At 65.9% G+C, this 24,726-nt stretch carries 24 protein-coding genes; 18 read left to right on the plus strand and 6 right to left on the minus strand.

Translation table 11 applies throughout. The annotated features are described in order from the left end of the window. Positions 1-3: 3 nt before the first annotated feature. The 4 genes from AC3WLF_RS04820 to AC3WLF_RS04835 form a co-directional block, all read right to left on the minus strand. Positions 4-564, minus strand: coding sequence for a chemotaxis protein CheW (locus tag AC3WLF_RS04820; protein WP_492317501.1), 561 nt, complete (start codon positions 562-564; stop codon positions 4-6). A 55-nt stretch (positions 565-619) separates the two neighbouring features. Continuing rightward, positions 620-991, minus strand: a complete 372-nt coding sequence (locus tag AC3WLF_RS04825) for a response regulator (protein ID WP_010813015.1) — start codon at positions 989-991, stop codon at positions 620-622. 43 nt (positions 992-1,034) lie between these two features. Then, entirely contained in the window at positions 1,035-1,526 is a 492-nt protein-coding gene (locus tag AC3WLF_RS04830; protein WP_492317502.1) for a response regulator, read from the minus strand. Positions 1,527-1,855: 329 nt separating this feature from the next. Beyond that, positions 1,856-2,026: a rubredoxin gene (locus tag AC3WLF_RS04835; RefSeq protein WP_010813017.1), complete on the minus strand. Its 171-nt coding sequence runs from the start codon at positions 2,024-2,026 to the stop codon at positions 1,856-1,858. A 241-nt stretch (positions 2,027-2,267) separates the two neighbouring features. Here AC3WLF_RS04835 and hemL point away from each other — a divergent pair, with 241 nt between their 5' ends. The 5 genes from hemL (at position 2,268) to AC3WLF_RS04860 (ending at position 6,609) form a co-directional block, all read left to right on the plus strand. Beyond that, positions 2,268-3,560, plus strand: coding sequence for a glutamate-1-semialdehyde 2,1-aminomutase (hemL, locus tag AC3WLF_RS04840; protein WP_492353364.1), 1,293 nt, complete (start codon positions 2,268-2,270; stop codon positions 3,558-3,560). A 100-nt stretch (positions 3,561-3,660) separates the two neighbouring features. Continuing rightward, complete coding sequence (locus AC3WLF_RS04845; protein WP_492317504.1) at positions 3,661-4,287, plus strand: LemA family protein; 627 nt, start codon at positions 3,661-3,663, stop codon at positions 4,285-4,287. Positions 4,288-4,300: 13 nt separating this feature from the next. Further along, a complete protein-coding gene (locus tag AC3WLF_RS04850; protein ID WP_492357897.1) occupies positions 4,301-5,161 on the plus strand; it encodes a TPM domain-containing protein in 861 nt (286 codons plus the stop codon). A 20-nt stretch (positions 5,162-5,181) separates the two neighbouring features. Then, positions 5,182-5,685 (plus strand): TPM domain-containing protein, encoded by a 504-nt coding sequence (locus tag AC3WLF_RS04855; protein WP_492357156.1) that lies wholly within the window; start codon positions 5,182-5,184, stop codon positions 5,683-5,685. Positions 5,686-6,045: 360 nt separating this feature from the next. Then, the gene (locus AC3WLF_RS04860; RefSeq protein ID WP_492357155.1) at positions 6,046-6,609 is read left to right on the plus strand and encodes a methyltransferase family protein; all 564 of its coding nucleotides are present in this window, start codon (positions 6,046-6,048) and stop codon (positions 6,607-6,609) included. A gap of 85 nt (positions 6,610-6,694) precedes the next feature. On the opposite strand, the gene AC3WLF_RS04865 is transcribed toward AC3WLF_RS04860, so the two are convergent. Next, positions 6,695-7,963 carry an MFS transporter gene (locus AC3WLF_RS04865; RefSeq protein ID WP_492357154.1) on the minus strand — a complete coding sequence of 423 codons (1,269 nt, stop codon included), beginning with the start codon at positions 7,961-7,963 and terminating at the stop codon, positions 6,695-6,697. An 81-nt stretch (positions 7,964-8,044) separates the two neighbouring features. On the opposite strand from AC3WLF_RS04865, the gene AC3WLF_RS04870 reads away from it, so the two are divergent. Beyond that, positions 8,045-9,019: a LysR substrate-binding domain-containing protein gene (locus AC3WLF_RS04870; RefSeq protein ID WP_439671370.1), complete on the plus strand. Its 975-nt coding sequence runs from the start codon at positions 8,045-8,047 to the stop codon at positions 9,017-9,019. Between the two features lie 1,296 nt (positions 9,020-10,315). Then, the gene (locus AC3WLF_RS04875) at positions 10,316-11,692 is read left to right on the plus strand and encodes a sigma-54 dependent transcriptional regulator (protein WP_439671369.1); all 1,377 of its coding nucleotides are present in this window, start codon (positions 10,316-10,318) and stop codon (positions 11,690-11,692) included. A gap of 228 nt (positions 11,693-11,920) precedes the next feature. Here AC3WLF_RS04875 and AC3WLF_RS04880 read toward each other — a convergent pair whose 3' ends face one another. Continuing rightward, positions 11,921-12,931: a glycosyltransferase family 2 protein gene (locus AC3WLF_RS04880; protein ID WP_492357153.1), complete on the minus strand. Its 1,011-nt coding sequence runs from the start codon at positions 12,929-12,931 to the stop codon at positions 11,921-11,923. 1,119 nt (positions 12,932-14,050) lie between these two features. On the opposite strand from AC3WLF_RS04880, the gene AC3WLF_RS04885 reads away from it, so the two are divergent. From AC3WLF_RS04885 to AC3WLF_RS04935, 11 genes are all read left to right on the plus strand, one after another. Then, positions 14,051-14,236: a Flp family type IVb pilin gene (locus AC3WLF_RS04885; RefSeq protein WP_492357152.1), complete on the plus strand. Its 186-nt coding sequence runs from the start codon at positions 14,051-14,053 to the stop codon at positions 14,234-14,236. 84 nt (positions 14,237-14,320) lie between these two features. Further along, complete coding sequence (locus tag AC3WLF_RS04890) at positions 14,321-14,494, plus strand: Flp family type IVb pilin (RefSeq protein ID WP_492357151.1); 174 nt, start codon at positions 14,321-14,323, stop codon at positions 14,492-14,494. A gap of 55 nt (positions 14,495-14,549) precedes the next feature. Next, a complete protein-coding gene (locus AC3WLF_RS04895) occupies positions 14,550-15,083 on the plus strand; it encodes an A24 family peptidase (RefSeq protein ID WP_492357150.1) in 534 nt (177 codons plus the stop codon). 79 nt (positions 15,084-15,162) lie between these two features. After that, the gene (locus AC3WLF_RS04900) at positions 15,163-16,584 is read left to right on the plus strand and encodes a DUF8689 domain-containing protein (protein WP_492357898.1); all 1,422 of its coding nucleotides are present in this window, start codon (positions 15,163-15,165) and stop codon (positions 16,582-16,584) included. Between the two features lie 43 nt (positions 16,585-16,627). Beyond that, a complete protein-coding gene (cpaB, locus tag AC3WLF_RS04905) occupies positions 16,628-17,467 on the plus strand; it encodes a Flp pilus assembly protein CpaB (RefSeq protein WP_492357148.1) in 840 nt (279 codons plus the stop codon). A 64-nt stretch (positions 17,468-17,531) separates the two neighbouring features. Then, a complete protein-coding gene (locus AC3WLF_RS04910; RefSeq protein WP_492357147.1) occupies positions 17,532-19,406 on the plus strand; it encodes a type II and III secretion system protein family protein in 1,875 nt (624 codons plus the stop codon). A 34-nt stretch (positions 19,407-19,440) separates the two neighbouring features. After that, positions 19,441-19,779, plus strand: coding sequence for a hypothetical protein (locus tag AC3WLF_RS04915; protein WP_492357146.1), 339 nt, complete (start codon positions 19,441-19,443; stop codon positions 19,777-19,779). 54 nt (positions 19,780-19,833) lie between these two features. Then, positions 19,834-21,027 carry a CpaE/TadZ family protein gene (locus tag AC3WLF_RS04920; protein ID WP_492357899.1) on the plus strand — a complete coding sequence of 398 codons (1,194 nt, stop codon included), beginning with the start codon at positions 19,834-19,836 and terminating at the stop codon, positions 21,025-21,027. 50 nt (positions 21,028-21,077) lie between these two features. Continuing rightward, positions 21,078-22,448, plus strand: a complete 1,371-nt coding sequence (locus tag AC3WLF_RS04925; RefSeq protein WP_492357144.1) for a TadA family conjugal transfer-associated ATPase — start codon at positions 21,078-21,080, stop codon at positions 22,446-22,448. Between the two features lie 54 nt (positions 22,449-22,502). Continuing rightward, complete coding sequence (locus tag AC3WLF_RS04930; RefSeq protein WP_492357143.1) at positions 22,503-23,480, plus strand: type II secretion system F family protein; 978 nt, start codon at positions 22,503-22,505, stop codon at positions 23,478-23,480. A gap of 77 nt (positions 23,481-23,557) precedes the next feature. Next, complete coding sequence (locus tag AC3WLF_RS04935; protein WP_492357142.1) at positions 23,558-24,532, plus strand: type II secretion system F family protein; 975 nt, start codon at positions 23,558-23,560, stop codon at positions 24,530-24,532. Positions 24,533-24,726 lie beyond the last annotated feature (194 nt).

A 24,726-nucleotide genomic window follows, 5' to 3' on the forward strand; every position in this document is an offset into this window, starting at 1 on the left:
GCCTCAGGCCGCAACCCGTCCCACCTGCAGGAAGGCCGGCGCGTCCAGCAGCGCGCGCACGTCCAGCACCTGCCAGTCACGCCCGTCGCGGTCGGCAAAGCGTTGCCCTTCCCATGCCGGCGTGCCGGCCGGTGGCGGCGCCGCATCGCCGTGCGGCAGGCTCAGGTCGGCGGCATGGCGCAAACCCGCCACGCGCGTGGCCAGGATCGCGCAGGCGCGCTCGACCTGGCGCGACAGCACCACGATCTTGCTGCCGGGCTGCAGCGGCGTTGGCGCGCCACCGCAGAACAGGCTGAAATCGATCACGCCCAGCAGGCTGCCGCGCGCATTGACCAGGCCGCTGTACCACGGCTGCGTCAGCGGCACCGGGCTGGGCGGGCGCATGTCGAGCACTTCGCCGGTATCGGCCAGCGGCAGCAGCCAGTTGCGCGCGCCCACCTGCAGCGCGAGGTAGCTGTCGGCCGCGGGCAGGCTGCGCGCCTCGCGCAGGCGCCGGGCCAGCATGGCCTGGTAGTCCTGCAGGCGGGTCTGGCGGGCGCGGAGGTCTTGGCGTGGCGCGTTCATCTGGCGGTCCCCGGAACAGGTGGCAGTGGCTTCCCGTACGGCCTGCGCTGGCAGCTCAGTGCGCCAGCGCGGCGATCTTGCCCAGCAGCTCTTCGCCGTCGACGGGCTTGACGATGTAGTCCGACGCGCCCTGGCGCATGCCCCAGATGCGGTCGGTGTCCAGGCCCTTGCTGGTGCACATGATCACCGGGATGTCCTTGAAGCGGTCGTCGCGCTTGATCGCGCGGGTGGCCTGGTAGCCGTTCTGGCCGGGCATCACCACGTCCATCAGGATCAGGTCGAAGCTCTCGGCCTGCAGGCGCGCGAAGGCCTGGTCGCTGTTGCTGGCAACCGAGACCTTGAAGCCGCGCTTGCCGAGCAGGTCGGACATGAACAGGGCTTCTGTGGGGGAGTCGTCGACGATCAGGATCTTGTTGATGGCAGTCATGAGGTTTTCCTTCGATTCGTACATGGCGTCGCGTGCATGCGCTTCAGGCAGGCAGCACGTGGCCCGCGGCCTGGCATGGCAGGCAGGCCTGCACGGCGTGCAGCAGCGCTTCGCGGGTAAAAGGCTTGGCAAGATGGTCGTGCGCGCCGACCAGGCGGCCGCGCGAGCGGTCGAACACGCCGTCGCGCGAGGACAGCATGATCACGGGGATGGCGTGAAAGCGCGGACTCTTCTTGATCAGGGAGCAGGTCTGGTACCCGTCCAGGCGGGGCATCAGGATGTCGCAGAAGACCAGGTCCGGGTGCAGCTCGCCCACCTTGGCGAGCGCCTCGAAGCCGTCTTCGGCCAGCACCACCTGGTATCCCGCCTGCGACAGGAAGATTTCCGCGGTGCGGCGGATGGTGCTGGAATCATCGATGACCAGCACCTTGCGGCGCGGCTGCGCCGTGGTGTCCGGAATGGAAACGCCAGGCGCCAGACCCTGGGCGCCGGCGGTATTGACCCGCTGGTATTCTTCTGTTTGAGCGACCCGCATTGTTGTTCCCGCGACCAGCTGCCCCTTGCGGAGCGCCGGCAAGCACTAGAGAACACCCGTGCGGAGCAGCGCGACCCATGCGCGCTCCGACGGACCCCCGACAATTCTTGTTTCCCTTCCAAGGCCGGGCTATGCCCGGCAGTGGCGGTGCGTGGAACCCGCACCTGCCTACCGTCCTCCCCACCAGCGGCAGGGGGACGGGCAGTCATTTTGCAACAGAGTGTGACAAGACGCCGGGGGGCCGTCAATCGGGGCCGGCCGCGGCCGGCCGGCGTTTTGTCGCATCGGCGCGACGCGCGCCCGGTTATTGTTCTTCTGGGGACGCCGCCTCAGATGGCGACCATCTCGAAATCTTCCTTGCGCGCACCGCATTCCGGGCAGGTCCAGTTGATCGGCACGTCTTCCCACCGGGTTCCGGGGGCGATGCCGTCTTCCGGCGCGCCTGCGGCTTCATCGTAGATCCAGCCGCAGATCAGGCACATCCAAGTCTTGTATTCCATAACAGGCTCTGGCCACTCTCCATTAAAATCCAGCGCAGATGGTACCGAAACCGTGCCGCCGGCGCCAGCCGGCGGCCGCCAGAATCGTGCCAGATCCGCCGTGTTCGCGCATGTTAGCGCCCTGTTAGCGCCTGATTGGCCGGCAATTGCAGCGAATTTCCGCTGTTTTTGCCGCATGTCAACGATAAGTCCCGGGGCCGCCGCACACGATCCCTGCAGTCCTTGTCCTCACCTCAACGCCATGTCCCGTAATCAGCAGCTCTTCGACCGCGCCCAGCAGACCATTCCCGGGGGCGTCAATTCGCCCGTGCGCGCCTTCCGCTCGGTGGGCGGCACGCCGCGCTTCATCACGCGTGCCGAAGGCGCCTATATGTGGGACGCCGACGGGCAGCGCTATATCGACTACATCGGATCCTGGGGCCCGATGATCGTGGGCCACGCCCACCCCGAAGTGGTGCGTGCGGTACAGGAAACCGCCGCGCACAGCTTCTCGTTCGGCGCCCCGACCGAGGCCGAGATCACCATGGCCGAGGAAATCTGCAAGCTGGTGCCGTCGATCGAGCAGGTGCGGCTGGTCTCCTCCGGCACCGAAGCCACCATGAGCGCACTGCGGCTGGCGCGCGGCTTCACCGGGCGCGACCTGATCATCAAGTTCGAAGGCTGCTACCACGGCCACGCCGACAGCCTGCTGGTCAAGGCCGGCTCCGGCCTGCTGACCTTTGCCGACACCACCCAGAACGCGCCGTCGTCTGCGGGCGTACCGGCCGACGTGACGCGCCACACCATGGTGCTGGAGTACAACAACGTCGAGCAGCTGGAACAGGCCTTCGCCAGGCACGCCGGCGAGATCGCCGCGGTGATCGTCGAGCCGGTGGCCGGCAACATGAACCTGGTGCGCGCCAGCGATGCCTTCCTGAAGGCCATGCGCGAGCTTTGCACCCGCGACGGCGCAGTGCTGATCCTGGACGAGGTCATGACCGGCTTCCGCGTGGCGCTGGGCGGCGCGCAGGCGCACTACGGCATCCGGCCCGACCTGACCTGCCTGGGCAAGGTGATCGGCGGCGGCATGCCGGCGGCGGCCTTCGGCGGGCGCCGCGACATCATGGCCAAGCTGGCGCCGCTGGGCGGCGTCTACCAGGCCGGCACGCTGTCGGGCAACCCGCTGGCGGTGGCCGCGGGCCTGGCCACGCTCAAGCTGATCCAGGCACCCGGCTTCTATGACCGCCTGGCCAGCCAGACCCGCAAGCTGGCCGACGGCCTGGCCGAGGCCGCCAAGGCCGCGGGCGTGCCGTTCGCGGCGGACGCTATCGGCGGCATGTTCGGGATCTACTTCCGCGAGGGCGTGCCGGGCAGCTTCGCCGAAGTGACCAAGAGCGACACCGCGCGCTTCAACCGCTTCTTCCACGCCATGCTGGATCACGGCGTCTACCTGGCGCCGTCGGCCTTCGAGGCCGGCTTTGTCTCGGCGCAGCACGACGACGCCATTCTGGCGGCCACGCTCGAGGCCGCGCGCAAGGCGTTCGCGGCGGGCTGAGGCCTTGCCAGGCAGGCGGCGCACCAGTGCGCAGCCTGCACCTCTGGCGACAAGGGCGGTGCGCTACACTTGGGTTTTCGTCCAACCCGCGGAGTCTCCGATGCGCGCTTCTTCGTCCCCCTCCTTGCCCGGCAGCTCGCCGATGCCGGTCTTGCGCTGGCTGCTGCTGGCGCTCATGGCCAGCCTGCTGTCCGCCTGCGGCTACAACGACTTCCAGGCCAAGGACGAGGCGGTCAAGGCCGCCTGGGGCGAAGTCATCAACCAGTACCAGCGCCGCGCCGACCTGATCCCCAACCTGGTCAACACGGTCAAGGGCTATGCCTCGCACGAGCGTGAGACCCTCGAGGCCGTGACCAAGGCGCGCGCCGCCGCCACCAGCATCCAGGTCTCGCCCGAGACCCTGAACGACCCCGAAGCCTTCAAGCGCTTCCAGCAGGCCCAGGGCGAGCTGTCCGGCGCGCTGTCGCGCCTGCTGGCGGTTTCCGAGAACTACCCGCAACTGAAGGCCGACGCCTCGTTCCGCGACCTGCAGTCGCAGCTCGAGGGCACCGAGAACCGCATCACCGTGGCCCGCCAGCGCTATATCGCCGCCGTGCAGCAGTACAACGTGCTGGCGCGCAGCTTCCCGACCAACCTGACGGCGATGATCTTCAAGTACCCGGTCAAGCCGTCGTTCACGGTGGACAACGAGAAAGCCATCTCCACGCCGCCCGCAGTCAAGTTCTGAGGCGCGCCACACCATGGGCCAAACCCCGCGCTCGCCCTGGCGGCACGCCTGGCTGGCGGCCGCCCTGCTCTGGCTGGCGGCCTTGCTGGCCGGCCCGGCGCTGGCGGCAGACGGCTTCGTCGCGGTGCCGCCGCTGACCCAGCGCGTCACCGACCTGACCGGCACGCTGACGCCACAGCAGCGCGGCGCGCTCGAGAACGTACTGGCGGAATACGAGCAGCAACGCGGCAGCCAGATCTTCGTGCTGATGGTGCCCACCACCGATCCCGAGCCGATCGACGCCTACAGCATCCGCGTGGCCGACGCCTGGCGCGCCGGGCGCAAGGGCATCGACGACGGCGTGATCGTGCTGATCGCCAAGGACAACCCGCCCGGGCTGCGCAAGATGCGGCTGGAGGTCGGGCGCGGCGTGCAAGGGTCCCTGACCGATGCCATGTCCAAGCGCATCCTGCAGGACGTGATGGCCCCGCACTTCCGCCAGAACGACTTCTACGGCGGGCTGGCGGCGGGGATCTCGGCGATCCAGGCCACCATCGACAAGGAAGGCCTGGCGGCACCGCAGCGCAAGGCGCAGCAATCGTCCGCGCTGGCCGAGTGGCTGCCGGCACTGCTGCCGCTGGCGATCATCGTGTTCTTCTTCCTCAGTGCCATCCTGCGCCGGCGCGGCCCGCAGATCGTCACCTCCCGGCGCGGGCGCGACGTGATCGCCGGCGGCCTCGGCGGACTGGGCGGCTACACCATGGGGCAGGACTGGGGCCGCCGCGGCGGCTGGGGTGGTGGCGGAGGATTTGGCGGGGGCGGTGACAGCGGCGGCAGTTTTGGTGGCGGGGGCGGCGGCGGCTTCGACGGCGGCGGCGCCTCGGGCAACTGGTGACAGCACAAGGAACGAAGACAATGCCGAATCTCCGACGTGCCCTGCACCATATCGCCACCACGGCCAGCGCAGCCCGCAAGCACTTTCCGGCCGAAGCCCAGCAGCAGCTGCATGCAGCCGTGCATGCCGGCGAAGCCAGCCACCGCGGCGAGATCCGCGTGGTGATCGAAGCCAGCCTGCCGGTGGGCGATGCCTGGTCCGGCGTCACGCCGCGCGAGCGCGCCCGCTTCCTGTTTGGCGCGCTCGAGGTCTGGAACACCGCGGACCATACCGGCGTGCTGCTCTATATCAACCTGGCCGACCATGCGGTCGAGCTGCTGGCCGACCGCGGCATCGACGCCTGCGTGGGGCCCGCCACCTGGCGCGAGCTGTGCGACGAACTGGTGCTGGGGCTCAGGCAGGACCTGTCGGTACGGCCGGTGCTGGCCACGGTGGCGAGCATCCATGCGCTGCTGGCCACGCACTTCCCCTCCGACGGCGGGCACAACCCGAACGAGCTGGACGACCGCCCGGTTTTTCTCTAGGGGCTGTTCAAATCGCCAAGTTTGGCCCAATCGCAATGGCGAACGATGTGACGGCCAGATAGCGATCCGCAAGCTCGTTGTCGATTTCCATCTGGCCTTTCCCTTGGCCTGCGCCATCGACCAGGCAATGGGCGGTTCATCGGCGAAACATCCTTTTGCCCGATAGGACGTCTGGCATTCGCAGGCTACGCTTGGTCAACAACTGCACGACAGCCAGTGAGGCGGAGCGCCAAGACTCCACCAAAACAAGGGGAAGCCATGCCAGAATGCCCAGCGGACAAGGCCCAAGGGGGCCCTGCGCCCAGAACAGAACTTCGAGAATTCCTCTTGGAGGCTAGTCTCAGAAGTACCACCGCCATCATGTTTGCAGCGTTCGCGTACGCGGCAATCCGGCACTGGCTCGCGGACCCGACGCGAATCACCTTGCTGCTGCTCGTGTTGGCAAACTGCCTGAACGTTGGCCTATCTCTATTCGCCCGGGTTCCGAAGAGACGAGACTGGAATCCGGTCACCGTCATCTGCTCGCTAGGCGCCACATACTATTTCCTCGCAATTCAGCTGGCGCCAGGGCAGCACCTTGTACCGGAATTACTTGGCGCTGGCCTCCAGGTCATAGGAATCACCTGGCAAATCTACGCAAAGATCTCGCTCCGGTTCTCGTTCGGAATACTGCCGGCCAATCGCGGAATCGTGTCGAGCGGGGCTTATCGATTCGTGCGACATCCGATCTACCTTGGCTACCTCATCGCCGACGTCGGCTTCTTGCTCACAAACTTCGGGCTGCAGAACTTGCTTGTCTATGCCGGGCTGTACGCGCTGCAGGCTGTACGGATAAATCGCGAGGAAAAGCTACTGTCCGACGACCCCGAATACTGTCGGTATCGTGAAAAAGTGCGATTCCGTGCGTTGCCAGGCGTGTTCTGAGTTGCCCAACTCTTCCTTGGAATTGCGATAGGCCGCCTACCGGGGGGACGACGAGGCGAAGGGGATTCACGTCGGGCAGTCCGCTTCAGCGCAGGCGGCGCGCACCCATCAGGTACCACACGGCCGCAGCTATTTGCAGCGCCACCAGTCCGCCCCACGCCGTCAGGTGTGCGGCCTTAGGATAGTGTCCGGCCGTGGAGGGCCACAGATCCAACACCAGCCCCACACCCACCTGGCAGGCAAAGGTGGACAGGAACACAGTCAGCGTCAGCGCCGTGGTAGCCCTTCCGATCAGCGCATCCGGAAAGCTGCGCGCCAGCACCGCATAGGTCAGGATGCCGCTGGAGCCGAACACGCCATAAGCCACCCACAGCAGCACCGGCGGCAGCGGGACCTGCGCCATCAGCAGCAGCTGGACCACGATAAAGGCGGTCATGCCAGTGCCGGCAAAGGCATACAGGCTTACGCCGACACGCTCCAGGTGACGCGCAGCCCAGCCCGCGCCGACGCAGCCGGCCATCATCGCGAAGCCGATCACCGAGACCAGTTGTGCGCTGCTGGCCGGATCGAAGCCGGGCACGTCGCGCAGGAACGCACCCACCCATAGCGTCTGCACCGCCATGAACACGCCCTGGTTGAGCAGTGTCAGCGGCACCACGCGCCAGAAACGTTCGCTGGACAGGATCTGGCGCGTGCCGCGCAGTTGTTCGCGCAGGCTTTCCTTGCCGGCGCGCGGCTTGTCGGGCACGCCGAACCACAGCAGCACCGCCATCGCCAGCGATATGCAGGTCAGCCCCATGCTGACCGTGCGCCAGTCAGTCAGTGACAGCAGCCACGACAGCGGCGCGCCGACCAGCACCGCGCCCAGGCCGCCGATGGCCATCACCACGCCGTTGAGCAAGGGCATGCGTGACAGCGGGAACCACATCGACAGCGCCTGGATGGTGGCGCCCAGGCACACCGACACGCCCACCCCGATCAGCAGCCGGCCGGCGGCCAGCCCGGCCATGCCGGGCGCCAGCGCGAACACCATCGAACCGGCCACCGCCACCAGCAGCATCACGGCCTCGGTGCGGCGCGGGCCGTAGCGGTCCAGCAGGATGCCCGCCGGCAACTGGGCGCAGGCAAAGCCAAGGAAGTAGAAGCTGGTGAGCAGGCCCAGGTCGCCGGCATTGAGCCCGAGCTCGCGCGTCAGGTGCGGCGCAAAGCCCAGGTTGACGCCGCGGAACAGATAGGACACCAGGAAGCCCAGCGAGAATACCGCCAGCACGCGCCAGCGGGCGCCGGCAGCAGCGCCAGGGGCAAATCGCGCTTGCGAGGGCGCGGAAGACAAGTTTGAAGTCGTAGTCGTCATGATGGCCCGAATTGTCGTTCCTCCGGCAAACCAAAGCCAACGAAAGATACCCGCGGCAATTGTGAGTAGAATTTGACGGCCATGGCCAAATCCCCCGCCAAACCCGCCCAACGCCCCGTCCACCTGCCGCCGCTGCAAGCGCTGCGTGCGCTCGAGGCTGCCACGCGCCACCGCAGCTTCTCGCGCGCGGCCGAGGAACTGGCCCTGACGCACAGCGCCATCAGCCACCATATCCGCGCGCTCGAGACCAGCCTGGGCACCAAGCTGTTCCAGCGCACCGGCAGCCAGATGACCCCCACCAGCGTGGGCGCGCGGCTGGCGGAACAGGTGCGCGGCGCGCTCGACAGCATCGAAAGCGCGCTGCGCGAGGCCGGCAACAGCGCCGCGCCGCCGGTAACACGGCTGCAGGTCAGCGTGATGGCCGACCTGGCCAATGCCTGGCTGATCCGGCGCCTGCCCAGCCTGCACGCCCAGGTGCCGTCGCTGGACCTGCACCTGCGGCTGCATGCGGAGATCACGCCGCCCGACCCGTACAGCGTCGATGTCGGCATCTGGCACCAGCGCATCGACCTGCCCGGTTTTGAATGCCACAACCTGATCGAGGACCATGTGATCGCGGTGGCCAGCCCGGCGCTGCTGGCGCGCTACCCCGGCTTCACGCTGGCCGACGTGCCGCGCATGCCGATGCTGCGCTTTGCGCTGCGCCCCTGGCGCGACTGGCTCGAAGCCGCCGGCCTGCCAGGCGACGAGCCCGAACGCGGCCCGATCTTCCAGGATGCCGGCCTGATGCTGCAATCCGCCGTCGCCGGGCTCGGCGTAGCCACTGCGCGCGCCCAGCTGGCGCACGATTACCTGGCCAGCGGCGAACTGGTGCAGATCGGGCCCACCCGCATCCCGTCCAGCCTCCATTACTGGGTCACCTGGCGCGAAGGCAATCCGCGCGAGAAGGCCATCCAGCAGTTCCATGCCTGGCTGGAGGAACAGGTCCGGCAGGAAGCCGGCCACGTCCACCCTGGCGCCGACGGCAACACGCCCGCCAAGCGGTTTCATGCATGAAATTGTTTGAGGCGCAGATGTTGGCAATACGAATCATTTTCGTCTAGACCAGTGAAATCAAGGGCTTGGCGGATGCCGCAAGCCTTCCGATGGCTTGCCGTACGCGCGTGCCGCGCCCTTGCCAGAGCCGTCCGGGTTTCACGAATGCAACCAGTTGGCACACCGTGCCAGCGTCCGTGAAAAATCTACCCGCCCCATCCAAAGAGATGAGATACGGCCGGGCCAGCCCGGCGCCGCATCGTGCAAACGCTTGTCAACGCGTCGATTCCGTCCACCCAACCGCGCCCGCAACCGCGTGCGCGGCGCCAAAAGGCTGAAGACAACCGCGGGACGCCGGGGTGGCTACCGAGGTACAGAGTTCAAAACGTTGTAACGGAAATGAAACTACCTGGCAGCTTCATTCGCGTGCTGCATTCGAGCCCTGACGCCTGTCCGTTTGAAATTTTGCTCTCCCTCCTTCGGATGGGCATTGCCGGTGAAAAGTAGGTTTTCCGGCACCCATTTGCCCGGCACTGTGATCCCTGTGTCTCATCGCCCGCCCACCAAATGCTGCGCCGCAATATAAAAATCCCGCCGGATGTATCAAAAGCGGAACGTTATTGATCGCCAGCAGCGGCTCAAAGCCAGCCGGAAATTTCTTTTTCCTTTTGTTATCAAAGAATTAGCCATATCTGGCACGTTCGTCGCACATATGTCCGCGCGAACAGAAGCCCGGAACAGGGGGATGTCTGAAACCGAAGCGGCAACACACTGGCACGCGTTCGCCGAAGATCAGTTTCAGGACGACCCCGCATCCCAGGGCGGATTCGGACTGGCGCTGTAAGCGTGGGCCACGCGGCAGGAACTGGCCCGCATCGGCTGGCCAGGTTGCAGGGGTCGTCGACAAGATTAGCGGAGGTCGTTCAGGAACACGGGCCGCAAGCGGACGAAAAGCGGCCCGTGGTACCTGGACTATGCGGCATGCCACGGATAAACGGGGCAGCACGCAGACAACAAGCGGACGCATCGGCCGAGCCGGCGTATCCGGACAAGAAACGGGGTGAAGCAACAGCCTGCCATGCAGGCGATGCGAAGCGGCAGCCGCCGCGACCGATACCAGGGAGGTGAGGTCGCGGCGGCGGCGAAAACGGGCCCACCGGCCCGCGCAGCGCAGCGCCGCCGGCAGCAACTTTTAGGGAGAGCGCCAGGCCGCGGCATTGACATGTTGTGGCAGGCGCGAGCCTTAGAGCCAACGAAGCCAGTGACCCGCGACAGCAGGCCGCCGGCTTTGTAAAAACAAAGATCCGGGGAAATTCTATGAGCGCGTACACCAACCGCCCGCTGCTGTACCTGTCGCAGCACCACGACGCCATGCTCTGCAGGATGCTCGCACAGCGTGGCTGGAAGATCAGCTTCGCCTCCAACCTGCAAGATCTCCACGCGCTGCCCCCGGGCAACCAGCCGCTTGCGGCGATGCTCGACCTGCAAGGCGGCTTCAGCGATGCCGACCTGGAATCGTTCGAGCCCTGGCTCTCGCTGCCGCATATCGGCTGGATCGGCATCATCGCCGGCCAAGAGTCCCTGACCGAATCCGCGCGCCGGCTGCTGGGCCTGTACTTCGTCGACTATTACACCGCACCGGTCGAGCACTCCCGCCTGGCGGAATCGCTCGGCCACGCGCTCGGCATGGCGCAACTGCGCCCGGGCGCCCAGCATGCCCGCCCCGGCACCGCACGCCCAGACGGCATGATCGGCAGCTGCCCGGCCATGCAATCGCTCTTCCGCGGTATCGAGAAGGTGTCGCGCTGGGACACGCCCGTGCTGATCTCCGGCGAGTCCGGCACCGGCAAGGAACTGGCCGCTCATGCCATCCACCGCGCCTCGGAGCGGGCCTCGCGCCCCTTCGTCGCGGTCAACTGCGCGGCGATCCCGCCCACGCTGCTGATGTCAGAGCTGTTCGGCTATGAGCGCGGCGCCTTCACCGGCGCGACCAAGCGCAAGCCCGGCCGCATCGAGATGGCACAGGGCGGCACCCTGTTCCTGGATGAAATCGGCGACATGCCGATCGAAAGCCAGACCAGCCTGCTGCGCTTCCTGGAAACCGGCCGCATCGAGCGGCTGGGCGGCACCGAATCGGTGGAGGTCGATGTGCGCATCATCTCGGCCACCCACGTCGACCTGGAAGCCGCGATCGCCGCCGAACGCTTCCGCGGCGACCTCTACCACCGGCTGTGCGTGCTGCGCGTGCGCCAGCCACCGCTGCGCGAACGCGGCAGCGACATCCTGCTGATCGCCGAGCACGTGCTGGACAACGTGCGCAAGCAGTCGCCGGCACGCATCCGCGGCTTCTCGCCGATGGCGCTGCGCGCGATCCAGCAGCACAACTGGCCCGGCAACGTGCGCGAGCTGATCAACCGCATCCGCCACGCCGCCGCCATGTGCGAAGACGGCGTGATCCAGCCCGACGACCTGGAGCTGGCCACCCCAGCCGACGACCGCCCGCTCACGCTCGCGGCCATCCGCGAAGCGGCCGAGCAGACCGCGATCGTCGAGGCGCTGCAGCGGCATCATGAACGGCTGATCGACGTGGCGGCAGAGCTGGGGATTTCGCGGGTGACGCTATTCAGGCTGATGCGGGATTACAAGCTGCAGGTGAAGAAGGGGGATCTGGGGTTGATCTGCGTGCAGGGCTGACAGCGGCATGTCACCTTGCAGCGAACTTTCGGGCTCGCGCAGCGCCACGGCAGGCGTATCCACGCGCCGCCGCTGGCCGGCCAGTCTGGCGCCATCTGTACGCGCGTTCAAGCGGACAGACGATAAATCCGGCGTTCACGTCCATGTGTGCGCCGGCTACGGCCGCATCAGTGGCTACGCCCGTTGGAACAGGGCTGCAAGCCGCACCACCTCCTGGCCGACTGGCCCTTAGTTTTGCTTGCTCGCGACCAGGGAGATGACTCTGGCCTCCCTCCCCGCGCGCTCCTGTGGGCGGCGCGCCTGATAGCGTCGCCTGATCAGGTAAATCGGGCGCCCCTTCGATTCGTCGTGGATGCGGACAACATACTCCCCCATTACCCCCAGGCCGATTAGCTGCAATCCGCCTACCAACAGCATCAGCGTGAGCACCGGCGCATAGCCCGGCACGTCCACGCCAGATATGAGGTTGCTGGCAACGATGTATACGCCGTAGCAGCCTGCAAGCACGGCGCTGCAAATACCCAGGTACGTCCAGCTGCGCAGCGGCACTGCGCTGAACCCGGCAACACCCTCGAGCGCTCGAACCCGTGGCCCCCAGTCTGGACGTCCAGTCCGGCCCGCGTTGCCCAAAGGCTGTTCATACTGCACGGTCACCGTGTTGAAGCCGACCCATGCAAACAGACTCTTCATGAAACGGTGCCGCTCCGGAAGCTGTTTCAGCGCATTGACCACGGCACGGTCCAGCAATAGAAATTCGCCGACGCTCCTGGGGCTCTTCTGAGCCGACACATAATCCTGCAACCGGTAGCGGGCGATCCGGCCCAGTCGCTTCAAGACCGAGCCGTTTCCGCCCCCCTCGCATTGGGCCAGTACAACCTCAGCGCCTTGGCGCCACCGACGAACCAACGTCGGAATAAGCTCAGGCGGATCCTGAAGGCCGACATCGATCGGAATCACCGCGTCACCAATTGCCTCATCGATGCCGGCGGTCAGCGCCGCTTCTCTGCCAAAGCTGCGTGTCAGGTCCAGCACCCGTATCCTGGCGTCGCAGCGCGCCGCATCGACAAGCTTGGCCAGCGTGTCGTCCGAACTGCCGTCATTGACGCAAACGATCTCGCACTGCATGGCGGGAAGCAACTCCAGAATTGGCAGCACGCGCGCAAAGAATGCAGGCATCGCTGCCCCATCGTTGTAGCACGGCACTACCAGGGACAGCAGCCTGGCGTCATTGTTAGACATACTCTGTTTCCTCCCCGGCACGCACAGCAAGAAGCCTGGCTGCGAGCCACGCGCGGAAAATTGTCATCAGCGGGAAAGTCCGGCACAGCGGCGGCACGGACTCATGCTCTCCTCGCTCAGTGTTATCGCGCCATCTAGCAGAACGCAAGGCGGCGAGCATCTTCCGCACAGGCACGACCGCCGTGAATCATCGGCACGATTTGCGATGTTTCTGCTCTGAATCACGCGGCTCCACCTGTCGACGAGCCACGCGTACACAAGGATTGCAGCGAATCCGTCCGCCCTTCCGGGCTCGGGCGGAGGGTCAAGGGAACCGCTCGACGTTTCGCTCCAGAAACGCTGTCCCGACAGGCAGCGCCCTCGTCCATCAGACGGCCACACATTGAGACCAGCCGCCGCAGGCTGCAATCGCCTCCTTCGTCTGCGGTATGCGCGGCACGCATCCGTTCGCGCCACATCATGCTTTTGGCTGAAAGGAAAGCCTCGTCCTGACCAACCGTGCGCGCGGCGTTGCAACGCGCCCTCATCCATTGGTCGCCCCATCCACATTGGCTTGTGTGGCGCGCGTTTCCAGCCGGCAACGAAGAGCGGCCAAAACACCGCTTCAGAGACGGCAGGACCGGATCCGGGCACGCTCCGCTTCCCGGAAAGCCTTGTGGCAGAACGGTTTCTCGTGGGCTGGCCCGTGGATTGCCTATGTCCTGGCACGCAGCAACGCCATCAGGATCGAATTGCCGCGATGCCGGAGCAACTGGCCGGCACTAAGAACGATACGGGGAATTTCACCATGCCTGCCGTCCGCCAACCCGCGCTACCGCATCGGAACGCTTGCCACGCTGGCACTGCCCGCATTGGCCCCAGCGCACCGTTTCGCCGCATGGCCCGCATGGGGCATGCACAACGTGCGGCGCGATGCATGCACGCCTCCGCCGAACGCCGGTTGCAGGCACGCAGCCCACAGGGCGTGCGCGGCGGACCCGGCCGCTGGCCGTTCCACGCATGCGCGATCTGCGCACCGCCCTGCTGCCGCGTTTCCCGGCATTGATATCCGGTGCCGGAGTTGCCTGATCCGTAGTTCCGTAGTCCTGCAGTGCTTGTTCCCAACCCAAGGAGTTAGTCATGCAAAACCTGACCACCATGCTCAAGCAATTCATCCGTGATGAAGACGGTGTGACCGCCATTGAATATGGCCTCATTGCTGCGCTCATTGCAGTTGTCATCATCGCGTCGGTAAAGCTCGTCGGCACGGAACTGGTTGACGTGTTCACAGCAATTAGCGACGAACTCGCGGCTGTCGCCCCGTAATCGCCGATAGGCATGCAAGTAAGACCGGCCTCCTTCGGCCGGTCTTGCGGTGCACTTTCGGCCCACGAACACTGGAGATGCCAAATGCCCGAGCTCCTCGCCATCTCAAAGGATCTTCTGCATGACGACCAGGGCGTCTCCTCCATCGAGTATTCATTACTCGGCATCCTGATAGCGATGGCGATCATCGGCTCCGCCATCGTGCTCAGCGATACCGTGAAAGCCATGTATGAGTTGATCGCCTCCAAGATGCCTTGAGGCATCCGACTAGCGCATGCCCTGAACACAACCCAAGCTGCCAGCCACTATCGCTATGCAAGCCGCCACTGCCCTCGCCCCCCTCGTCGGCCCTGCCACGATCGGCATCGTGCTCACAGCCGCGGCCATCGACCTGGACCGGCGCCGCATTCCCAACTGGCTCACCTTCGGCGCCTGGATCACCGCACTGCCCGTGCTGGCAGCCATTCACGGCCTCGCTGCCGGGTCGCTGGCGTGGCTGTGTGGCTGGACGGTGGGCCTGGTGCTGTTTCTGCCCTTCTATCTAATGCGCGGCATGGCGGCCGGCGACATCAAGTTGATGGCAGCCGTGGGCGCCTGGCTTGGCGTAAGCATGGTGCTGAAAATCGCGTTGGCAACCTGCGTGATTGGTGGGGTCTGGGCACTGGTACTGCTGCTCGCTACAGGACAAGGACGGGCGACGCTCACCCGCGTGGGCCACATGCTGATCGCCACCCTGGTGCCTGGTGCCCGGCCGGTGCAACCTCAAGCTGGGGCTTCCGCCGGCTCCATACCCTACGGCGTAGCGATTGCCGCCGGGACGCTGACCATGCTCTTTGCCGGCACATGACACAGACGACACAACGCGCCGGCCAGTCGCAGGCGCCTTCAGGAACGAGAACACACTGAGCAGCGAACAGGGGACGGCAATGAACGAGCATCACGACACAGGTCACGCAGCACCACGGCTCCTCGAGCCCGTCGCGACCGGCAGGAATGCCCATGCCGAGCATGGCACGCTGCCGCTGCCGCCCTGGCACGTGCTGCCGCGCACGATTGCCGATACCGGCCTGGAGATCGCGCAGTTGCTTGGCTTGCTGATGAAGGCTGCCTACCAGCACCGCACCGTCACGCTGGCGGTACTGACCGACACGCTCAAGCTGCCGGCCCTGGTGGTCAATGAAATTGCCGCCGTGGCCGTGCGCGAGCGCCTGCTTGAAATCGCGCACCGCGGCGCCAGCGACCTCGATGTGCGCTTCCGGCTTACCGACGCCGGCTATACCCGCGCGGCGGAAGCGTCGGCGCGCTGCAGCTATGTCGGCACGGCGCCGGTTACGCTGGATGCATACCTCGATGCCGTCAAGCGCCACTCGGTCAACCACGCTTCCGTGACCAAGGCGGACGTCACCGCGGCCTTCCATGACTTGGTGATCCCGGTCCATCTGCTGGACGCTATCGGCATGGCACTGAACACCTGCTGCGCGCTGATGATCTACGGCCCGGCCGGCAGCGGCAAGACCTACCTGGCACAACGACTAGGCACGCTGCTGCCCGGCGCGGTGCCGGTGCCGCACGCCATCACCGTGGCCGGCGAGATCATCCAGGTGTTCGACCCGCTGGTTCATGTGCCGTTCGACGACAGCCAAGCCTCACTGGCGCGCCGCTCGCTGGACCGCCGCTGGGTCCTGTGCCATCGCCCGGTGGTGCTGTCGGGCGGCGAACTGACGCTGTCCATGCTGGACCTGCGCTATGACCGCACGTCCGGCTTTTACCAGGCGCCTCCGCACATGAAGGCCAACAACGGCATCTACATCATCGATGACCTGGGCCGCCAGATGGTTGGTGTCAGCGACCTGCTGAACCGCTGGATCGTGCCGCTGGATCGCAGCATTGACATGTTCACGCTGCAAACCGGCGTGCGCTTCTCGGTGCCGTTCGATGTCTGGCCCGTGTTCTCGACCAATCTCGAACCGTCGGAGTTGAGCGACGACGCCTTCCTGCGCCGCCTCGGCAGCAAGCTCTACGTGGGCCCGCTGTCGGTGGACGACTACCGCGAAGTCTACCAGCGCACCGCCGCTGACTTCGGGCTGGCCAGCACGGATGCGATGTTCGATTTCCTGGTCGACAGCCTGCACTACTCCAGCGATACGCCACTGCTGGCCTGCATTCCGCGCGACCTGCTGCGCCTGGTGGATTCAGGCGTGCGCTATCACGGGCAAGCCGCGCAGGTCACAGAGGCCGGCCTGGTGGCTGCCTGGCAGAGCTACTACGGACTGCGTACCTCGGCCGACGCCATGCCGCCACCTGGCGCCGGCCATCGATGGTCGGACGATCACCGCGCCGCAAGCTGAACTGCACCACCGAATACTCGGACAACTGTAGGGGAGAGTCATCATGAAGAACACACGTGCAATCCTGATGCTGCTGATTGCCCTGGTCGCCGGCGTGGCGGCAGTGGTGTCGGCGTCGCGATGGCTGGTCCAGCAGTCATCCAGTTCGGTCAGGCAGGTGGTGGTTGCCGCCAACGACCTCAATCTCGGGCAGCCGCTCAATGGCAGCCAGTTGCGGCTGGTCAGCTGGCCGGCGGGTAGCGTGCCGCCCGGTGCGTTCGAAGACCTCAAGGTGCTGGAGGGGCGCGTGGTGCGCACCAGCCTACAGCGCGGCGAGCCCGTCCTGGATGCCAAGCTGGCGCCTGTCGGCACCAAGGGTGGCCTCTCGGCGGTGATCAATGACGGCAAGCGCGCCATCACGGTCCGCGTCAACGATGTGGTGGGTGTGGCCGGCTTTGCGCTGCCGGGCAACCACGTCGACGTGATCGTCAATACCAACGAGGAAGCGAAGACCACGCAGAACAGCAGCATCTCGAAGATCGTGCTCGAGAAGATCCTGGTGCTGGCGGTAGCGCAGCAGGTCAGCCGCGACGACACCCAGCCTAAGGTAGTCAATGCGGTGACGCTGGAAGTCACGCCAGAGCAGGCCGAGAAGCTGGACGTGGCCCGCAGCGTCGGCACACTGTCGCTGGTGCTGCGCAACCAGATGGATGTGGCCGACATCAACACGGGCGGCGCAACCAAGGGGACTCTTCTGGGCAAGGCGCCCGAAGCACCCGTCAAAGTCGTCACCCAGACGGCGACGCGCACTGTGGTGAAGACCCGCACGGTTGCTGCGCCAGCACGCTCCGGCAATTGCATCGGCGTGCTGGCGGGCATGCAAGGCGGCATCGAGTGCTTCTGAGCGCGTACCACCAGCCATCCAACAAATTCTGAGCTGCAACAGCCTCTCCGGGGGGAGATTCAAAATGAACCAGAAACGATCCGAAGCTGCAGGCGGCACCCGCATCCTGGTGCTGGCCGCCATCCTCTGCACGCCGCTGGCCGCCGCGGCACAGGCTGCCATCGAGGCCGGCAACCTGACCAAGGCGACCGCGCCCGCCGCCAAGGCACCCCAGGGTCCGATGCAGATGACCATCAGCATGACGCCTGGCGGGGCCATTGCGGCCACCTCGGCCCCGCCCGCGCCGTCCGCGGAGGCGCGCGGCCCCAATTGCACTGGTGCGATCCGCAGCGAGTCAAGCGTGATGGTGCCGGTCGGCAAGTCGCAGCTGATCACGCTGCAGGAGCCGGTGCGCAACCGCACCCTGGGAAACCCCAACGTGGTCCAGGCCACGATGGTGTCGCCGCAGACCCTCTATGTGCTGGGCCGCAGCGTGGGCACCACCAACATGATCGTCCAAGGCCGCAGCGGCAGCTGCAGCATCATCAACGTGGTGGTCAATGCCGATGCCGGCGGACTGCAGACTTCGCTCGGCCAACTGCTGCCGGGCGAACCCGGCATCCGCGTGATGACGGCCGCCGACAACCTGGTGCTGACCGGCAGCGTCACCAACGCGCAGTCCGCGCAGCAGGCCATGGACATCGCCCAGGCGTATGCCAACGCTGCGCAGGGCGACGGCAGCAAGAATGGGAACGGCAACGGCAACAAAAAAGGCGGCGTGCTCAATATGCTGTCGGTCGACAGCCCGCAGCAAGTGATGCTGGAAGTCAAGGTGGCCGAAGTTTCCAAGACGCTGCTGAACCAACTCGGCTCGACGGTGAACCTGCAGGGCGGCTTTGGCTCCTGGAGCGGCGGGCTGGTGACGTCACTGCTGACCGGCGCCTCGACTGCGATCTTCGCCAGCAAGGCCAACAACCGGCCATTCGACATCGCTCTGGACGCGCAGAAGAATGACAGCCTAGTCAAGATCCTGGCCGAGCCTAACCTTGTCACCATCAGCGGCCAGGAGGCCAGCTTCCTCGCCGGCGGCAAGATCTACATCCCGGTGGCGCAGAGCAATGCGATCGGCGGCAACGCGACCATCACGCTGCAGGAAGAAGAATTCGGCGTCGGACTGAAGTTCACGCCTACCGTGCTGGCGAACGGCCGCATCCACCTGAAGGTGTCGCCCGAAGTGTCGGAGCTGTCGCCCACAGGCGCCACCGTACGCGGCAGCAGCCTGACCGGCCAGACCGTGCTGCCGGTGATCACCACGCGGCGCGCCTCCACCACTGTGCAGATGCGCGACGGCGAGAGCTTTGCCATCGGCGGCCTGCTGACTGACAGCGCGCGCGGCTCGCTCAAGGCGGTGCCGGGTGCCGGCGAGGTGCCGGTCCTGGGTACACTGTTCCGCAGCACGCAGTACCAGCAGGACCTGACCGAGCTGGTGTTCATCATCACGCCGCGCCTGGTCCAGCCGATGCAGACCAACAACTACCCGCTGCCGACCGACAGCTTCTCCACGCCCAACCCGCTGTCGCTGTACTTCATGGGCAATATGGAAGGCAGCGGCAAGCGTCCGCCGCAACCCGCGCCGGCACCGTCGCAGCCCGCCGCACCGGCCGCAGCGCCCGCCACGCCGCCCACGGCACCGCGCAGCGAAGGCGCGCCCGGCACCTCGGTCTCGGTCGTGCCGAATGGCAAACCGCTGGATGAGCCCGCGCCGCCCGCACAGGAACCAGTTGCCGCCGCAAGCACGCGCCCTGCCCTGCCAGCCCCGGCGCCCGCCCGCAACACGACGGCCGCGCCGTCTGTAGAGGACACCACCGCGCGCATCGCCCGCATCGAAGCCACCGCCGCCCGCCTGGCCCAGGCCAGGGCAGCGGCTACGGCCGGCCGCACCGCCTCGGGCGGCAACTGATCCGCCGCGCCACCAGCAGAATCGGAGAACGATCATGAACAAGACACTGAAGCTTTCGCGCGGCGCTGCCGTCCTGGTGCTCGGCAGCCTGGCCTGCCTGGGGCTGTCGGCCTGCATGACCTCGACGCCGGTGTGGGACGGCCAGCGCGGCGTGGCGCTGGCCACCGTCACGCAGATGCAGATCATCAATCCTGATGCACCCGCCGGGCTGCCGACCGTCACCGGCACTGACGGCAAGACGGCCGTGGCGGCGATGAAGAACTTCGACCGTTCGCTGTCAAAGGGCCAGCAAAGCGGCACGCCCGCCATGACTATCGACTTCGGCGCGGGCGGATATGGCGGCGTGGGCATGGGCGGCGGCGGCTCGCGCTGAGCTCAGTGCTCATGGAGTGAGGTTCGAAGATGACCGAAGAATGGAGATGACACCATGCTGAAGATCCTGATCGCATCCGAAGACGCCGACCGCCTGGCAGAGATCAACCGGCTCAGCGTCGTGGTCGGGAACTTCCAGGCCATGTTGCTGCAGGAGGGCCTGGCTCGCTTCCCGTTCCATGCCAATCGCCTGCGCATGGCCGATCTGCTGGTCCTGGAGCTGCCCGCCATCGGACCTGCCCAGATTCAGGCCATCGAAACCCTGCGCCAGCAGCATCCCGATCTGCCATGCATCCTGATCACGCAGGCACCGGGCACCGACGTACTGATCAAGGCCATGCGCGCCGGCATCCGCGACGTGTTGTCGTGGCCGCTGGACAAGGGCCAGCTGTCTGAGGCGCTCAAGCGCGTGGAAGCGACCCACGTGCCGCGCGTCCACGAGATCGCGCAAGTGATTTCCGTGATCTCCTGCAAGGGTGGCGCAGGCACCAGCTTCGTGGCGGCCAACCTCGCCGACGCGCTGGCCAGGCATCAAGGTAAGCGGGTGCTGGTGGTGGATCTGAACCGGCACTTCGGCGACCTCACCCATATCGTCAGCGACAAAACCCCGCCCTCGACGCTGCCCGACATCTGCGCTCAGATAGATCGCATGGACGCCTCCTTCCTTGATGCCTGCCTGGTCCACGTGGACAAAGGCTTCGACCTGCTCGCCGGGGCCACGGATCCTGTCAAGGCTACGCAGATCCAGAAGGACAAGCTGGAGTGGATCCTCGCCGTGATGCAGCCCAACTACGACTTCGTCGTCTTCGACATCGGCCAGAGCATCGATCCCTTGTCGATCAGCGTGCTGGACCAGAGCGACCGCATCTGCGTGGTGGCCGAGCCCACGGTCGCCTTCGGGCGTCCCGGCCGCCGCCTGGTCGACATCTTGCGCGCGCTGCACTACCCGGCGGACAAGATTCAGCTTGTGCTGAACCGCACTGGCCGCAAGAACGAACTACCGCGCGCGACGATGGAGGAAATCTTCGGCATGAAGGCGGCGATTTCCCTGCCCGACGATCCCTCGGCAGTGGAAGAAGCCGTGAGCCATGGCGAGCCTGTTGCCAAGCTGAGCCGGCGTAGCGCCATTGCACGTGCGCTGCAGTCCCTGTCCACGCAGCTGTTGGCCACGCCGGAACTCGAACGCCGTAGCTGCCCTGAACCCGTATCCCCGCTGCGCCGGCTGATGCTGCGTGCGAAGAGTACCTGATTGCAGCCGGCATGGTCCGGTCAACAGATTCCGACTTAAAGGAGCCCAACATGTCAATCCGCGAACAGCTGGCTGGTGCCGGCCCCGCACTCATCGCCAACGGCCACGCCGCGATCCAGTTTTCTGCATCCGCGGGGCCGGCCTCGCCGGGCTATCACACCCTCAAGCGCGATGTGCATGAAACCGTGCTGGACCGAGTAGAGCTTGAGCGGCTGGCGCGCTATCCGCAGGAGCAGGTAAAGCAGGAGATCGCAACGCTGGTCAACCTGATCATCGACGAGCAGAAGGTGCTGCTCAACGACAGCGAACGCCGCCAGCTGACGGTGGAGATCTATGACGAGATGTTTGGCTTCGGTCCTCTGGAGCCGCTGCTGAAGGATCCCACGGTGTCGGACATCCTGGTCAACACGGCGCGCCAGACTTATGTGGAACGACGCGGTAAGCTGGAACTGACCGACGTGCTGTTCTACGACGACGCGCACCTGATGAAGGTGATCGAGAAGATCGTGTCGCGCGTGGGTCGCCGCATTGACGAGACGAGCCCGATGGTGGACGCGCGCCTGCCGGACGGCTCGCGCGTCAATGCCATTATCCCGCCCTCTGCAATCGACGGGCCGCTGCTGTCGATCCGGCGCTTCTCCGTGAATCCGCTGCAAGTGTCCGACCTGGTCGAGCTGCGCAGCCTGACGCCGCCGATGGCGCAGATGCTGCAAGCGCTGTCGCAGGCCAAGGTCAACGTGCTGGTGTCGGGCGGCACCGGCAGCGGCAAGACCACGCTGCTTAACATCCTGTCGGGTTTTATCCCCGAGGACGAACGCGTGGTCACTATCGAAGACGCGGCCGAACTGCAGCTTCGCCAGCCCCATGTATTACGGCTGGAAACGCGCCCGCCCAATATTGAAGGCAAGGGCGAGATCACGCAGCGCGCGCTGGTGCGCAATGCCCTGCGGATGCGCCCGGATCGCATCATCCTGGGCGAAGTGCGCGGCGGCGAGGCGCTGGACATGCTCAACGCGATGAACACCGGCCACGAGGGCTCGCTCACCACCATCCACGCCAACACGCCGCGCGATGCGCTAACGCGCCTCGAGAACATGGTCAGCATGGCCGGCCTGACCATGCCCGCCAAGGCGATGCGCCAGCAGATCGCGTCGGCCATCACGGTGATCGTGCAGGCGGCGCGCATGACCGACGGGCGGCGCAAGATCATCAGCATTCAGGAGATCACCGGCATGGAGGGCGACATCATCAACATGCAGGAGATCTTTACGTTCCAGCGCACCGGCGTGGACAAGGACGGCACGGTGCGCGGGCACTTCCGCGCCACCGGCGTATATCCCAAGTTTGCCGAGCGGCTGCGCGTGTTCGGGGTGGGGCTGCCGGACGAGACTTATGACCCGGCGAAGCGCTACGAAGTCTGATTCCGGCACCGGACCAACAAGACCAACACGACAGAAACCCCCGGGGAGACGCACATGAGCATGATCTTCTATGCCTTCGGCATCCTGCTGTTCGCGGCCGTGGTGCTCTGTGTCGAGGGCATCTACCTGTGGTGGAACAGCACCCACGGCCCGGCGGCAAGGCGCATCGAGGCACGGCTCCGGGCACTGTCCGCGGGTGGACACGTCAGCGCTGAGCAGCTATCGATCCTGAAGAAGCGGCTGCTGGCCGGATCGCCACGCATGCAGCGCTGGCTGATGAGCGTGCCCCGCATCGGCGCGCTGGACCGCTGGCTGGAACAGTCCGGCAGCAGCTGGTCGGTAGGGCAGCTGCTGGGTTACTGCGCGATGGTATCGCTGTGCACGGTCGCGCTGATCCCGCTGGTGCCGGTGCCGGTGCCGCTGATGCTGGGCGGCGCGGCGCTGGCCGCGCTCTTGCCGGTGCTGCATGTGGTACGCCTGCGCGGCAAGCGGCTCAAGCAGATGGAGGCGCAACTGCCGGATGCCGTCGATATGATCAGCCGCGCGCTGCGCGCCGGCCACTCGTTCAGCGGGGCGCTCGGTATGGTCGGGCAGGAAATGAAGGCACCGATCGGGCCGGAGTTCCGCACCACCTTCGAGGAAATCAACTACGGCGTGGCGCTGGACGAGGCCATGACCAACCTCGCCATTCGCGTGCCGGTGGGCGACCTGCGCTACTTCGTGATCGCGGTGCTGATCCAGCGCGAAAGCGGCGGCAACCTGGCGGAGATCCTCGACACCATCGGCACCATGGTACGCGAGCGCCTGAAGCTGTATGACAAGATCCGCGTGCTGTCGGCGGAAGGCAAGATGTCCGCGTGGGTGCTGGGCCTGCTGCCTTTCTGCACCGCGGGGATGGTCATGGTGGTCAATCCGGGCTTCATGGAGGTGCTGTGGAAAGACCCGATTGGCTTGAAGATGGTCGGCGGCGCGCTGGTGTCGATGGTCTTTGGCGTGCTGTGGATGCGCAAGATCATCCGCATCCACGTATGAGGCCCCAAAGCCAGGACAGAAGAAACGCAGGGTCTCAACACGCAGGGCTTGGACAGCCATCCTGACGGGAGTCCATCATGCAAGGCATTATCCAGGGGTTTCAGGCAGGCCAGTTTGTCGTGCTGGCGCTGATTTTTGTGGCGGCGTTCGGCGCGGTGTTCGGCGTGCTCTATGTGTTCTCGCCGAACCGCATGCGCGGCCGGGCGGAGCAGCTCGCAGGCCAGGCGGGGCAACCCGGCGTGGACCCGGGCAGGCAGCAGGCGCTGATCGAGAAGCTCGTGCAATGGGCGCACCCCGTATCGCGGCTGTCGCTACCCAAGGAAGGCTGGGATAACTCGCAGCTGCGCGTGCGCTTCATGAACGCCGGATGGCGCAACGCCAGCGCCGCGCCGCTGTACTTTGGCGCCAAGACGGTGCTGGCCGTCACGCTGCCGATGATCGGGCTGGTGGCAGTAGGCGGGCGTCCGGGGTTCCAGGACCAGTACATGATGTTCTCGCTGCTCGCGGTGCTGGGCGCCATCGGCTACTACCTGCCGAATGTCGTGCTGGCGCGCAAGCTGTCGCAACGCCAGCGCACAGTGTTCGAAGAGTTCCCTGATGTCATCGACCTGCTGACCGTCTGCGTGGAGGCAGGCCTCGGGCTTGATGCGGCGCTGATGCGCGTGGCCGACGAGCTGGCGCTGCGCTGCCCGGTGCTGGCCGATGAGCTCCAGCTGATGCTGCTGGAGTTGCGCTCAGGTTTCTCCAAGGAAAAGGCACTGTCGAACCTGTCGCTGCGCACCGGCGTGGAAGACGTCGACAAGTTCGCCTCCATGCTGATCCAGGCCGACCGGTTCGGCACCAGCCTGGGCGAGTCCCTGCGCGTGCTGTCCGACATGCTGCGCACCAAACGCCGCATGCGAGCCGAGGAGCAAGCCGCCAAGATCGCGCTCAAGCTGTTGTTCCCGCTGATCTTCACCATCTTCCCGTCGCTGCTGCTGGTGCTGCTCGGGCCAGCCTTTATCCAGATTTATCGCGTCCTCCTGCCGACCATGGCCGGACAGGGAGGGTAATACATCCGGGAAACCGCGATCGTTTCCCCCGGCTGTCTCCCGGTGCAATGCCGGCTAGACAGTCACTTGCCCGGACCTGGTTCCGGGCTTTTTTGCTTTTCGGCCGGATCCGCAGGACTTGACCAGACAGGCTGGCTTATTAAGAATGCAGGCAACCGCCTGCCGCCGTAGCGGCCCATGCAGCAAGCCCCATG

Source organism: Cupriavidus sp. FW306-01-F10A (genome assembly GCF_058782785.1).